The organism is Streptomyces sp. NPDC020983 (assembly GCF_044333485.1).
GTDB lineage: Bacteria > Actinomycetota > Actinomycetes > Streptomycetales > Streptomycetaceae > Actinacidiphila.
Genome location: NZ_JBIRRA010000002.1, coordinates 18,068 through 31,714, shown reverse-complemented (window position 1 = coordinate 31,714; position 13,647 = coordinate 18,068). Strand labels below are relative to the sequence as shown.

Annotated in this window: 8 protein-coding genes and 1 riboswitch; of the genes, 6 read left to right on the top strand and 2 right to left on the bottom strand. The window is 73.5% G+C overall.

What is annotated here, in order from left to right:
- Positions 1-214 precede the first annotated feature (214 nt).
- The 4 genes from ACH4SE_RS03760 to ACH4SE_RS03745 all read left to right on the top strand — a co-directional run bounded on the left by ACH4SE_RS03760 (position 215) and on the right by ACH4SE_RS03745 (position 6,414).
- Complete coding sequence (locus ACH4SE_RS03760) at positions 215-3,370, top strand: DUF3427 domain-containing protein (protein WP_398541657.1); 3,156 nt, start codon at positions 215-217, stop codon at positions 3,368-3,370.
- A 243-nt stretch (positions 3,371-3,613) separates the two neighbouring features.
- A complete protein-coding gene (locus ACH4SE_RS03755; protein WP_398541656.1) occupies positions 3,614-4,360 on the top strand; it encodes a LuxR C-terminal-related transcriptional regulator in 747 nt (248 codons plus the stop codon).
- 33 nt (positions 4,361-4,393) lie between these two features.
- Complete coding sequence (locus ACH4SE_RS03750; protein ID WP_398541655.1) at positions 4,394-5,389, top strand: XRE family transcriptional regulator; 996 nt, start codon at positions 4,394-4,396, stop codon at positions 5,387-5,389.
- Complete coding sequence (locus tag ACH4SE_RS03745) at positions 5,386-6,414, top strand: MBL fold metallo-hydrolase (RefSeq protein WP_398541654.1); 1,029 nt, start codon at positions 5,386-5,388, stop codon at positions 6,412-6,414. Before ACH4SE_RS03750 ends, ACH4SE_RS03745 begins: the two co-directional genes overlap by 4 nt.
- Positions 6,415-6,703: 289 nt before the next feature.
- Here the strand turns inward: ACH4SE_RS03745 and ACH4SE_RS03740 are convergent, their stop codons facing one another.
- Entirely contained in the window at positions 6,704-7,912 is a 1,209-nt protein-coding gene (locus ACH4SE_RS03740; RefSeq protein ID WP_398541653.1) for a M23 family metallopeptidase, read from the bottom strand.
- Positions 7,913-7,959: 47 nt separating this feature from the next.
- A riboswitch (cyclic di-AMP (ydaO/yuaA leader) is annotated at positions 7,960-8,122 on the bottom strand.
- A gap of 436 nt (positions 8,123-8,558) precedes the next feature.
- On the opposite strand from ACH4SE_RS03740, the gene ACH4SE_RS03735 reads away from it, so the two are divergent.
- Positions 8,559-9,173, top strand: a complete 615-nt coding sequence (locus tag ACH4SE_RS03735; protein ID WP_398541652.1) for an N-acetylmuramoyl-L-alanine amidase — start codon at positions 8,559-8,561, stop codon at positions 9,171-9,173.
- Between the two features lie 71 nt (positions 9,174-9,244).
- Here the strand turns inward: ACH4SE_RS03735 and ACH4SE_RS03730 are convergent, their stop codons facing one another.
- Complete coding sequence (locus tag ACH4SE_RS03730) at positions 9,245-9,943, bottom strand: DUF4240 domain-containing protein (protein ID WP_398541651.1); 699 nt, start codon at positions 9,941-9,943, stop codon at positions 9,245-9,247.
- Between the two features lie 1,057 nt (positions 9,944-11,000).
- On the opposite strand from ACH4SE_RS03730, the gene ACH4SE_RS03725 reads away from it, so the two are divergent.
- Positions 11,001-13,544: a hypothetical protein gene (locus ACH4SE_RS03725; protein WP_398541650.1), complete on the top strand. Its 2,544-nt coding sequence runs from the start codon at positions 11,001-11,003 to the stop codon at positions 13,542-13,544.
- Positions 13,545-13,647: the final 103 nt, after the last annotated feature.

Below are 13,647 nucleotides of genomic sequence, written 5' to 3'. Positions count from 1 at the left end.
CGCGCCCGACAGCGTGCGCGGGGCAGACTCCGGCGGCCCGACGTGCTCGTCGTTCCCTACGCCGTATTCGCCGAGGAGACGACGGCCCCGTTCGAGCCCCGGGACTCTCCAGACAACCGAGCTGCGCCCCTACCCGGCGACGTCCTGAACCGCCCTGCCTGTCCGCACCTGCTGTTAGAAAGGACCCGGACGCTGCGAGGCTGGGGGATGTGCGATGGCGGGCACCACAGATGCTGAAGGGCTCGACGAGCCGGCGACGGGCATCTACGAGAAGTTGATCACCCGGAGCGTCGCCGAGCGGATGGCCCAGCTGAGCGCCCTCGGGCTCCACGCGGTCGACGGTCAGGTGCGCCCGGAGTCTTCGGCACACGTCCTCGCCCGGCATGTCGGTACCACCGTCCACCAGGTGCTCCGCGATCTCCCGCCCGCCGACCAGGTGGCGGCCACCAACCAGATCCTCACGTCCCTCGGAGCACTGCCGGGCGGCGAGGAGTGGACCAGCGCGGTCGTGGACGGGCCACGCCAACTGCTGGCGATCGCCGAGCGGAAGGCACCCGGGGTCTACGAGATCCACCGTCCGGCGACACCGCTCTCGGAGACGGCACTCATCACCAACTCCCCGGAGGACCCGAACCTCGGTTTCGAGTTGCGCGCGGAGATGGCGACGGCCGACAGCATCGACCTGCTCTGCGCCTTCGTGAAGTGGCACGGTCTGCGGGTCCTCGAAGAGCAGCTCAGAGCCGCCCGCGAGCGCGGGGTGAGGATCAGGGTCATCACGACGACGTACATCGGCGCGACCGAGCGGCGCGCTCTCGACCGCCTGGTCCGTGAGTTCGGAGCCGAGGTCAAGGTCAACTACGAGACGAGGACCACCCGGCTGCACGCCAAGGCGTGGCTCTTCCACCGCAGGTCCGGATTCGACACGGCCTACGTGGGGAGTTCGAACCTGTCACGCACGGCACTGGTCGACGGTCTGGAGTGGAACGTACGGCTCTCCTCGGTGGCCACCCCGGCGGTGATGCGGAAGTTCGAGGCCACCTTCGACTCCTACTGGAGCGAACCGGCCTTCGAGTCGTACGACCCGGCCCGTGACGGGGACCGGCTCACGCGAGCGCTCGGCGTTGCGGCCGGGGGCATGCGGGCCGGCGCCCGCCCGGCGCTGACCCTCTCCGGCCTCGACGTGCGGCCGTACCCGTACCAGCGGGAGATGCTGGAGCGGCTGGCGGTCGAGCGTGAGGTGCACGACCGGCACCGGAACCTGCTCGTGGCGGCGACGGGCACGGGCAAGACCGTCATGGCCGCTCTCGACTTCCGCTCCCTCCAGAAGAAGCTCGGGCGTGAGCTGCGACTGCTGTTCGTGGCGCACCGGCGGGAGATCCTGGAACAGTCGATGCGCACCTACCAGGAGGTCGTGGGGAACGCCAACCTCGGTGAGGCCCTGCACACCGGGGACATCCCGAAGGACTGGAACCACGTCTTCGCCAGCGTCCAGTCGCTCAGAGCCGAACGCCTGCAGGAGATCGACCCGCACCACTTCGACGTCATCGTGATCGACGAGTTCCACCATGCGACGGCGAGGACCTACCGCAGGATCATCGAGCACTTCGCACCCATCGAGCTCCTGGGTCTCACGGCGACACCTGAACGGATGCAGGGCCCCAGCGTCCAGGACGAGTTCTTCGACGGCAGGATCGCCGCCGAGATGCGCCTGTGGGAGGCCCTGGAGAACGACCTCCTGAGCCCGTTCCACTACTTCGGCGTCACCGACACCACGGACCTCACGGGGGTGACCTGGCGGCGGAGCTCCCTGGGCTACGACGCGACGGAACTGAGCAGGCTCCTCACGGGCGACACGGCGCACGCGCGGCTCGTCCTGAGGGCCGTGCGGGACAAGGTCGCCGATCCCACGGCGATGCGGGCCCTCGGCTTCTGCGTCTCCGTCGATCACGCCCACCACATGGCGGCCTGCTTCCGGGAGGCGAACCTGAAGGCCGTCGCCCTGTCCGGAGAGACCCCGCGGAACGACCGGCGCGACGCGCTGGCGAAGTTGGCGACCGGCGAACTCCAGGCGATCTTCTCCGTCGACCTGCTCAACGAGGGGTTGGACATCCCGGACGTCGACACGCTGCTCCTCCTGCGGCCGACGTCGAGTGCCACCGTCTTCCTCCAGCAACTCGGCCGCGGCCTGCGGAGAACCGAGGGCAAAGCCGTCGTGACGATCCTTGACTTCATCGGCCAGCACCGCGCCGAGTTCACCTTCGAAGCACAGTTCGCCGCTCTGACCAACCTCCGCCGGAGCCGACTCGCCGCCAGCGTGGAGCAGGACTTCCCGCAGCTCCCCTCGGGCTGCCAGATCATCCTCGAACGCAAGGCCAAGGAGCGCGTCCTCAAGAACATCAGGGACCGCATCGGCGTCAACGCGCCGCAACTGGCCCGGGAGATCGCTGAGTACTCCCAGCCGGCGCTGGCCGACTACCTCAGGGAAAGCGGCCGCGACCTACGGCAGGTCTACCGTGGCGGCAACTCGTGGACGGGCCTCCTGCGACGCGCCCGGATGCTCCCCGATGACGCACCCCCCGGGGAAGACCGCCTCCTCAAGCGCACCCCCGCCTTCCACCACGTCGACGACCCCGTGCGGATCGACGCCTACACCCGCCTCCTCGCCGACGGCGCCCCGGGGTACGAGAGCCTCGATCCGCAACTCCAGGCCTACGCCCGCATGCTCGTCTTCTCCCTCTGGCCCAGCGGTGGCGGCTTCACCGACTACGGCACGGCCCTGCGTTCGCTGGTCGCACAGGAGGCGTTCCGCGACGAGGTACGGCAGCTCCTCGCGTACAACCTTGCCCACACAGAGCATGTCCCCGTCCCGCTCCTCGGTGATCACACCGGACTGCCCCTGTCCGTCCACGGCTCGTACAACCGCGAGGAGATACTCACGGCGCTCCGCCAGACGGTCTTGGGCGGCTACACGCCGAGCAACTTCCGGGAGGGCGTCCGGTGGTGCCCCGACATCGCCACCGACGCCCTGTTCGTGACGCTGGAGAAGGACGCGAAGGACTTCTCCCCGCAGACGCGATACCGCGACTTCGCGATGAGCGAGACCCGATTCCACTGGGAGAGCCAGAGCACGACGTCCGACACCTCGGCGACCGGGATCCGCTACCGCACGCACCGCGAACGCGGCACCCACGTGCTGCTGTTCGTCCGACGCTTCAAGCACACGGACATCGGGGGCCCGCAGCCGTGGATGCTGCTCGGCCCGGCGGAGTTCGTCGAGTACCGCGGAAGCAGGCCGATGGGGATCGTCTGGGATCTGCGGCATCGCATGCCGGCCGACGTGTGGACGTACTCGGCGATCGCAGCCGGTTGACGTCCCCGCGCGCAGCCGCACGCCCGGACGGTGCGCCCGCCCGGTCGGCTCGCCCCAATCACATGGGTATGGGAGGTTCATTTCCTCGACGGATTCGGCCTGGAAAACGCGTGACACCCCTGTAACACTCTGTATCTGACGGGGCGACAGGCGACGGCACGGCTCCCTGCGCGCCCGGTGGCGGTGGGGAGGGGTGGCGGGCGGCCGGGCGTCAGGCGGGGTGAGTTGAGGAGAGGTGGGGCTGTGGAGCCAGAGGTTCAGGCCGGTGCGGGGGGTGGGCGGCAGGCGTGGGGGTCGGTGGTCCGGCTGGATGTGGAGGGGCTCCCGGAGCGGCTGGCCGTGGAGCGGTACGAGCGGCCCGCGGGCGAGGAGTACGGGAGCCTGCTCGGGGAGATGGCGGGGTCCGTCGTGGAGACCGCCGACGGGATGCTCGTGGGCGGGCCGGGGCAGGCGGAGGTGGAGGCCGCGGCGTCGATGTCGGGGCGCGGGGTGCGGGTGCGGGCGATGTACCCGCGGGCGCTGCTGGCGGAGCCGGAGAAGGCCGCGTGGCTGCGGCAGGTGTCGGACGCCGGGGTGAGCGTGCGGGTGCTGGACCACCTGCCGCACGATCTGATGGTCTTCGACCGGCACACGGTGTGCCTGGCGGCCCGCGCGGCGGTGCCGGGCGCGGAGGAACCGCCGCTGGTGCGGGTCAGCGGGGCGTTGCTGGGGTCGTCCTTCGCGGCGGTGTACGAGTCGTACTGGCGGCGCGGCACTCCCCTGTCGCGTATGTCGCCGGGTCCGCACCACGCCCAGCTCGGGGAGCGGGAGCGGGCGGTGATCCGGTTGATGACCAATGGCTACAGCGATGACAGGATCGCCAGAAAGCTGGGTATCACCACACCGGACGTACAGTCGGTGATGGCCGCGCTGATGGAACGGCTGGACGCGGGAAGCCGTTTCGAGGCCGGGTACAAGCTCGCCCGGGAGGTCGACCCGCGCGACCTGTGAGGGGCGCGGACCGGGAGGGAGCCGTGAGGGCAAGTGCGCGACCGCGAGGCGATGCAGACGCTGCTCGCCCGGGCCCGGGCCCGGGTCGACCCGGGCGAGTTCGGACTCGCGCCACGCGCCGATCCGCGCGGGCGCAAGGTCACCGGCCTGACGCACGAGCACATGACGCGGCTGCTGGGCTGGCCGGAGCACAAGTACGGCTATGTGGAGCGCGGCCGGCTGGCCGCGATCGAGGCGGAGCTGCTGGAGCCCGTCGCGCGCATACTGCGCCTGTCGGACCACGAGTGGGAGGCGCTGGTCCTCTACGCGACAGGTGTGCCGCCCGCGTACCGGCTGGATCCGGAGCTGGGCAGGGCGGTGCCGAGCCCCTGGGAGCGGGTGCTGCGCGGCTCGCACGAGATGGCGTACGTCAACGACGCGGCCTGGGACGTCGTCGCGTACAACGCGGCCTTCGCGCGGCTCTTCCCGCGCCGTGAGGTGCCGGGCAACACGATGCGCTGGATGCTGCTGGACCCGGCGGCCCGCGAGGTCCTCGGGGACTGGGCGGAGAGCTGGCTGCCGCGGCTCGTGCCGCAGTTGCGCGCCGCTCTGGTGGCCAACCCGCACGACCGGCCGCTGGCGCAGCTGCACGCGGACGCGATGCGCGATCCGGTCGTCGCGCCGTTCCTGGAGGCGCCCACCGGCGAGTACATAGGGCCGCGCGCGGAGAGCGCGCTGCCGCTGGTGCACGCGGAGCTGGGGCCGGGGTGGGTGACGCTGTGCACGGCGGGACCGTTCGGGGTGCCCGGCGGGCGGCTGATGTTCGTCCTCTTCGACCAGGGGGAGGAGCCGCGGCACGGTCCGGCGCTGACGGCGCCCGCGTCGGCGCCCGTGGATCCGGAGGGGCTCGTGGGCGGCGGCCGCCGCCTCGCCGGCGCCGATGCGGCTGGGGCGGCTGGGAAGGCGGAGGTGACGGTGGCGGCCGAAGGGGGCCGACAGGCCGCCGATACGGCGAAAAGCCCTGCTGGGCCGCACAATTGGGCCCCATGAGCTTTCCTCTTCCGCATGCGCTGCGGTCGCTGACGCCCCATGTCCACGCGTGGCTGCCGGACGGCCACGCGACCTGGGGCATGGCCAACTGCGTCGTGGTCACCGGGCGGGGCACCGGCCGCCCCGGCACCGCGCTGCTGGTCGACACCCCGTACACCGCCGGGATGACGCGGCAGCTGCAGCGGCTCGTCGCCGGGCTGGGCCAGGACGGCGACGGCGACGGCGGCTACGTGGTCCGTACCGTCGTCAACACCCACGGCAACGGCGACCACTCCTACGGCAACGGGCTCTTCCCGGGCGCCGACGTCATCGCCACGGCCGCGAACGGCGAGCACCTGTGCGCGGAGCCGGAGCCCGCCGTGCTGGCGGGCCTGGTGGCGGCCGGCGACCCGGCGACGCCCCTGGGGGCGTACATGCAGCGGCATTTCGCCCGCTACGGGGACTTCGGCGGGGTCACGACGCTGCACCCGAACCGCACCTTCAGCGGCGAACTGGACCTGGACGTCGACGGGGTGGCGGTGCGGCTGATCGAGGTCGGCCCGGCGCACACCGCGGGCGACCTGATCGTGCACCTGCCGCAGGAGGGCGTGGTGTGCGCGGGGGACGTCGTCTTCAACGAGGACCACCCGGTGCACTGGGCGGGGCCGCTGGAGTCCGTGCACGCCGCGTGCATGCGCATCCTGGAGTGCGACCCGCGGGTCGTCGTGCCGGGGCACGGCCCGGTGATGACGCCCGCGGACGTACGGCGCTACGCGGACTACCTGCTGGACCTGCGGGCGGTCATCCACCGCGGGCACGCGGCGGGCCGCCCGCTGCCCGTCCTCGCGGCGGAGCTGCTCGCGGCCGACCCCTACCCGCAGTGGGGGCTGAACGAGCGGATGGCGATCCTCGCGGCCGTCGAGTACCGCGCCCTGGACGGCGCCACGGACCGGGCCGACCTCGTCGCCCTGGTCGGCCTCGCGGCGGGCTTCGCGGCTCCGGCGGAGGACGGCGGGCGGGAGACGGCGCCGGCGGGCGGCGCCTGACCGCCCGGCAGCGGCAGAGGAGCCGGGGCCGGAGATGCCGACGGCCCCGGCGTCGGGGGGGGTGAACGCCGGGGCCGCGGCGGCTCCTGGGGGCCGTGACGGGCGCTGGGCCCGTGCCGTGACCGTACTCCTGCCGTGTTTCCGTCGTGCGTCTTCAGCGGCTCCCCGGTGCCGGGAGGCGGCCGCGTGCCGCCTCCGCCCGGCTCCGGCGAGCGTGTTCCTGCCCGCCTAGTTTATGCGCGGATATCCGCACGTGAGTGCGTTTCGACACGGCGTTTCGCGCCGGATTTCAGACGGCGACGTCATGGCCGTGGAGCCACGGCACCGGGTCGATGGGGGCGCCGCCGCCGGGGCGTACTTCGAGGTGCAGGTGCGGGCCCGGCACGTTGCCGGTCGCGCCGACCCGGCCGATCGTGTCGCCCGTGGTGACGCGGCCGCCGGTGGCGACCATCGTCGACAGGTGGCAGTACCAGAGCTCGGTGCCGTCGTCGAGCCGCAGCACCACGCGGTAGCCGTACGAGCCCGCCCAGCCGGCCGAGGTGACCGTGCCGGTGTGGACGGCGTGCACCGGGGTGCCGGTGGGGGCGGCGAAGTCCTGGCCGGTGTGCGTGGCCCACGCGTTGCCGGACTCGCCGAAGGCGTTGGTGAGCGTGTACGAGGCGACCGGCCGGACGTAGGAGGCGGCGAGCTTCGCGAGCCGCTCCGCCTCGGCCTGCGCGGCGGCCTCGGCGGCCGCCCTGGCCTTCGCCTCGGCCTCCGCCTTGGCGGCGGCGGCCTGCTCGCGCACCTTGCGGGCCGCGGCCTCCTTGGCCGCCTGCTCCGCGGCGATCCGCTCGGTGGCCTCGCGGGCGTGCCGCTCGGCGTCGGCGCGCTGCCGGGTGACCTGGGCGATGATGCGGTTGCACAGCGCCTCGCCGGGGTCGGCGGACTCCGCGGCGGGCTCGGCGCACGGGGCGTCCGGGGCCTCGGTGGTGCGCGGGGCGGCGGGCGCGGCGGCGGCCGCCCGGGTGACGGCCGCGGGGTCGTACGACGGGGTGCCGACCGCGACGTCCGGCAGCGGAACGGCGGGGGCGGGGGCGGCCGGGGCCGTGGGCGCGGCGGGCGCGTCCGGGGCCGCGATCGGCGGGGCGGCGGCGGGCGGTTCGGCCGCGGCGGCCACTCCGCCGGCGCCGACGGCGGCCATCGCCGCCATGCCGAGCACGGCCGAGCCGACGGTGGCCGCGCTGCTCAGGCCCGGGAGCCCGCCGCGCTGCCGGGGCAGGCGCGGCTGGCTGCGCGAGCCGTCGCCCGGGAGGCCTTCTGCCGCGGGCCGGGGGGAGCCGGCCGGCGCGGGGGCCACGGGGGCGGGGACTGCGGCGGGTGCCGGGAGGGGGGCGGCGGGGCCGGTGAGGGCCTGGAGGTCCTGGGCCTCGGGGGCGCCGGGGAAGAATCCGGTGGCGTCCGGCGAGAAACGCTCGCCGGGCTCTCCGAAGTGCCACTGCCCGGTCGGTTCTGCCACCGGGGTCGGAGCGTAGGCAGGCTGGTTGGACGCCACGGGGGCGCACTCCTTTCCTTCCTTCTCGCCTACCGGGTTAGCTGACGGGTTCGGAGCAGGAAGGTCTCCTACGGACGGCCTGACGGCCCCCCGATTCACCCCATTGGACCCCTTCCGTGGTGACGGAAGGGCGGGTCCCCGGTTCCCGCGGACGGGATTCGGCAAGCGCACGGTGCCGCCTGTCGGCGGCAGTGACGACCGCGCTGCGTTATCGAACGTTAATAGAGCCGGACGGGTTTTCCAAGCCGAATCGGAGAGTTGGGGGTGGGAAGCAATCGGGCAGGGCATATGGAGAGTGGAGGAAGCGGACACCTGGCGTGGCCGGGCGGTGATGTGAGTGTTCGCCAGTTGTTACCGGAAGGAGCAGAGCTGTTCACGCAAGGTGAACGCTTGGTGACGGCGGCGGCGCATGGGGAGCCCGCCGCGGCGGGGGCCGGTGCCCGCGCACGGAGGGCCGGGACGCGCGCGGGCGCGGCGCAGGCCCTCCAGTGGTCTGCACCTGTGCCATTTCGCGAATCCCTTGGCACGCCCGGGGCGTGAGCCGCACGATGGGCGGGCCCGATGTTCTTGTCATGCACTCGTCCACACCATGACGCCTCAGGGAGCCCCCATGCATCGCCCCGACTCCGCGGAGCCCAGCCGCCGTTCACTGCTCCGCGGTGGTATCGGCCTGGGTGCCGCCGCCACCGCGGGCCTGGCCGCCGGCCTGTGGCCCGGTTCCGCCCCCGCCGCCACCACGGTCGACTACCCGTCGGCCGCCTGGGCGCCGGCCAGCACCTCCAACTACACCGCCTCCAACCGGCCGACGAGCTACCCGATCCAGATGGTGGTCATCCACGTCACCCAGGAGACCTTCGCGGACACCATCTCCCTCTTCCAGGACCCGTCGCACGCGGCCGCCGCCCACTACGTCGTCCGCTCCGCGGACGGCGCGATCGACCAGTGCGTCCGCGAGCACGACATCGCCTGGCACGCGGGCAACTGGGACTACAACACCCGCAGCATCGGCATCGAGCACGAGGGCTGGGTCGACCAGCCGTCCTACTTCACCACCGCGATGTACCACTCCTCCGCGGCGCTGACGGCGGCGATCTGCGACAAGTACGGCATCCCCAAGGACCGCAGCCACATCATCGGCCACGCCCAGGTGCCCGGCACCGACCACACCGACCCGGGCCCCAACTGGGACTGGGTGCGCTACATCCGGCTGGTCAACGGCGTCTGACCAGCCCCCCGGGCGCGCCCCGGTCCGGACGGGCCTGCGTCGCCCCGCGCACGGACGGGCGGGCCGGTGCGCTACGGGGAGGGGTGGCCGCCGGCACCGCCGGGGGGGCCGAGGGGGAAGGGCTCACCGAGGGGGAAGAGGACGCTGAGCCGGGGCAGCCGCCGGGCCGCCTCCGCCTCGTCGAGGGCGGACCAGCGGCGCCCGGAGGGGCCGGGCCCGTCGGCCGGGACGGGCGGGGTGCCGGGCCCCCGGCCGCCGGCCGCCGGGCGGGCGCCGTCCAGGGCGGGCGGACGACAGCGGGCGGCCCGGACGGCGGCGTAGAAGGAGTCGCCGAAGTCCCCGGAGGGGCCGGTGGCCACTTCGTAGGCGGTGAGGCCGACCGTGTCGAGGAAGGTCCACGCGGGCCGCTCGGCGGCGGGCCAGGCGGCACGGGGCCGGCCGGCCAGCCGCAGCACCTCCGCGGCGTAGCCGAGCACGTCCGGGTCGTTCACCGCGGCCTCGAAGACGCTCCGGCCGAGGCCCATCATCCAGTGCTGGAAGGAGCGGAAGGTGTCGTCGGAACACCAGCCGCCGAAGATCCGGTCGGCGGCGGCCCACAGGTCCCAGGTGAGGGCGAGGTCGGTCAGCTCGTCGAGGCAGGCCTGGAAGGCCACGATCTCGTCGCCGGTGCGCCGCGCGAGGCTGTCGCGCAGCCAGGCGTCGCGCCTGTCGCCGCCGGACCCGTGCTGCCGCGATTCCTCCAGGACGGCCCAGAAGGATTCGGTGTTCATGGTGGTCGACTATGCCAGGGGCTTCTGGCGGCTCCAATTCGCTGAACAGGGACGGGAGTTGAGCCCGCACGCTGGGCGGGCGGCAGTGACGGGCGGGTTCCGGGGGATTCCGTATCCCCGGTCCGCACACCTCGCCCGGCTCCTGCTCCGGGCTCGCCGGACCGGCACCCGGAGGCCCGAGCCCTGCGCCCCGCGGCCCGGGCCCGTACGGGCGGACCGTCGTCCACAGGGTGTGGACGGACGGGTCGCGTCCGGGTCGGCGGCGGCGGAACCGCCCGTACGGGACCGGGGCGGGACGGAGGGGTCAGGCTCTCCAGAGCCAGGCGAAAACGGCGGCGCACGTGCCCATGGTGACCAGGATGGCGATCAACCGGACCGTCAACTCCGGGGATTCGATGGCCCGCTGCACCGTTCGCCACAAGCCATTCGTGATCATGGCTCACCTCCCGCTACGGCAGGTGGGCCCGCGCTGTAGTGGCAGGTCACCCGCCTTACTCACCACGGTGATGCCCCATCAGCCCCAGCGCCCACGCCGACCCGCGCGATTCACCCGAGTGGCCGAACGGGATCCACCGTTCGGCGGTACGCTCCGGCCGTCGCGGCCGTCCGCCGGCGGTCGGCGTTCCCGCCGGTTCACCCGCCCGCGCCCCGCCGCGCCCCCGGTACCAAGCCCGATCCCCGGGCCTCCCGGACCCCTGCTCGCTCCCCCGCCCGCACCTCCTCAGGCAGCCCGCGGCCGGCCCGCGACAGCCACACGGCCGGTCCGCTGTGCGCACCATAGGGCGCCTGCGTCAAACATACAAACGAAGCAGATAATGGCGCCCGCGCGCGCCCGGCGTGCGCTCCGCTCTTTTTCCGCTCGTTCATTCATCCGCGGTCGGAAATCATCATCGCGGGCACCGCTCCGCACCTTTTTCCGAAAGCACCCGGCGAATTACTTTCAGGTCCCCTTTCCTTTCGCTCGTTCGGGTGACCTGCACACCTTCCCCTGCTCTACCGTGTTCGCGCGTGGTCCGGCGAGGGCGTCCGCGCACACCGAGAAGAAATGGGGACACCAATGCTCCGGCACTTACGTTCCAATTCCGCGCCCCCGGCGCGGACACCTGTCCGCAGACCCCGCCGGTTCGCCGTTCGCACGGGAGTCGCCTTTTCGGCGGCCCTGCTCGCGGCGGCGGCCGGCTCCGTCACGCCCGCCACGGCCCACGGCGGCGGAGGCACCCCGCCGCCACCGGACGGTCCGCTGGTCAAGACCGTCCAGAACGTCACCAGCCCCGGCCGCATCCCGGCCGCGCACGGCGACACGCTCGGCTGGACCGTCAGCTACAAGGGCACCCCGTCACCCGGGACGCCCGTGACGATCACCGACCCGATCGGCGCGGGCCAGGCCTTCGTGCCCGGCTCGCTGCACGTCCCGCCCGGCTGGACCCCCGGCTGGTCCGCCGACGGCAGCACCTTCACCGGCACCGACCAGGGCGCCGCGACCACCGCGGTGCGCGGCACCGCCCCCGCCGGCACCGGCGGCGGCACCGCCGTGACCGGCGACCTGCTGCCGCCCGTGCAGGCCGCCGCCCGCGCCACCGGCGGCGACGGCTTCAGCCCGATCCTCTACCGCGCGCCCTCCGGCGACGTCGAGGCCTGGAACATCTACCACCACACCGGCCCCGCCAACCCGCTCGTGGTCTGCAACGACCTCTCCTCCGGCCAGCCCTGCGCGGGCGGCCCCTGGCCGCGTCCGCTCAACACCACCGAGGGCCCGCTCGGCAGCGGCAGCACCGGCGACGTCTTCACCACCCTCACCCCGCAGTACGTGCAGGACCCGCACCGCCCGGGAGTCGTCTACTACCCGGCGGTCGCGGCGAACTCCGTCGGCGCGGGCTGCCTCGACCTCGGCGCCCGCGCCAACTGCGGCTACGTCGCGCTGGAGTCGTCGACCGGCTCGCCCAGCGCCGCCAACGGCCTGGCCGGCCTCGTCACCACCGGCGACGGCAAGGCGTACGGGGTGGCCAGCACCGGCGAGGTGCTGTGCCTCGACATGGCGTCCAGGAGCCCGTGCACCGGGCAGCCCTTCGCCGCGATCGTGCCGCCCAACCACGACACGCCCGGCGCCACCCACTCCCTCTACCAGGGCGGGACGACCGTCGCCGCGGGCCGCGTCTACGCCTCCTCCTCGCCGCAGAACGGCAGCACGCCGACCTCGCTGGGCTGCTACGACCCGGCCGCCGCCGCGGTGTGCGCGGGCTGGACCACCCCGCACCCGGCCGTGGCCGACCCCAACGCCTACACGTACAACGCCTTCGTCTCCTACGACGCCTCGGGCGCCCCTGACGGGGTCTGCACCGCCGCCTCCTCGGGCAGCTCCCCGGCCACCGGCTGCTTCACCCTCGACGGCGGCGCCCTCGCCGCCCCCGCCACCGGACTCGGCCAACTCCCGGCCGGGACGCTCGTGTTCAACCCCGAGATCGTCACCGCAGGCGGGGACACCCGCAGTTACTTCCCCGAATGGGGCGGCCCGCTGCCCGGCAACACCACCTGCTACAGCTGGACGCACGCCGCGCCCTGCGCCGGATTCCCGGCCGCGGCCGGCCACCCCGCCGTCAACGGCGGTGCCACGCGCGACTACGGGTACGCCTACGACGCCACCACCCGCTGCCTGTACGGGCTCGGCGACGCGGGCATCCTCTTCTCGATGGACCCGGCCACCGGGGGCTCGCCCTGCCTGCACACCGGGGCGTCCGTGACCCTCACCCCCGCCGACTTCTACTGCGACGGGGCGAGCCACGCCGCCGCCTACACGCAGGCCCGGCTCACCGGACTCGACCTCGCCCACACCGACCCGGCCGCCACCACCGTCGCCGTGACCGACCCGGACGGCACCGTCATCGCGACCCCGGCGCTCGGTTCGGACGGCACGATCGACCTGTCGGGCATCCCCGCCGCCCAGCACCCGTCGATCACCGTCACCCTGCGGTTCAGCCTCACCGACACCAGCGACTTCGCCGGCGGCGCGCACCCGTCGCTCAGCGTCGGCTTCCAGGGAGACGCACCGCAGATCTGCCTCCGGACAGTCGTCGCCACGGACTGCGCCACCGCGCAGGTCCAGGACACCGCGAGCGGCACCGACGCCGGGGGCGCGCTGACCTCCAACACCGTGACCGTGCCCGTCGCGCCGGGAACGGCGTGCCGGCCGCACGTCACCGTCGTCAAGGAGATCTGCGGCTCGACCTCGCCGCATGACTGCGCGCCGGGCGGGCCAGGGCCATGGGTGAAGTCCAGCCCCGTCGGACTGCTCCAGCTGCTCGGCACGGCGCACTGGCGCATCACCGTCAGCAACGCCGGGCCCGTCGCGGCCGCCGACGTGACCGTCAACGACCCGACGACACCGCAGTGTTCGCACGCCGCGGGCAGCTTCACGCTCGCCGCGGGCGACAGCAGGCAGGTCTACTGCGACTCCTTCCTGCTCGCCCTGCCGGTCAGGAACACGGCGTCGGCGAGCTTCGTCCCCGCCAACTCGCCGCCCGGCACGCCGTACACGACCACCGACCCGTCGTCGGCCGTCGCGTGCTCGCTGCTGTGCATCCTCGTACCGGCCGACAAGCACTGAGGGCCGCGCCCGGCTCCTGACGGGCGCGGCACGGACACGGGCCCGCCTCCCCCGCTCCCCCGGCTCCCCGGGGGAACGGTGGGAGGCGGGTCCGCGCCACTAC

Coding starts and splice junctions, on each gene's coding strand:
- ACH4SE_RS03760 (WP_398541657.1), top strand. CDS start 215: ATGGCGGGCACCACAGATGCTGAAGGGCTCGACGAGCCGGCGACGGGC.
- ACH4SE_RS03745 (WP_398541654.1), top strand. CDS start 5,386: ATGAGCTTTCCTCTTCCGCATGCGCTGCGGTCGCTGACGCCCCATGTC.
- ACH4SE_RS03735 (WP_398541652.1), top strand. CDS start 8,559: ATGCATCGCCCCGACTCCGCGGAGCCCAGCCGCCGTTCACTGCTCCGC.
- ACH4SE_RS03730 (WP_398541651.1), bottom strand. CDS start 9,943: ATGAACACCGAATCCTTCTGGGCCGTCCTGGAGGAATCGCGGCAGCAC.
- ACH4SE_RS03725 (WP_398541650.1), top strand. CDS start 11,001: ATGCTCCGGCACTTACGTTCCAATTCCGCGCCCCCGGCGCGGACACCT.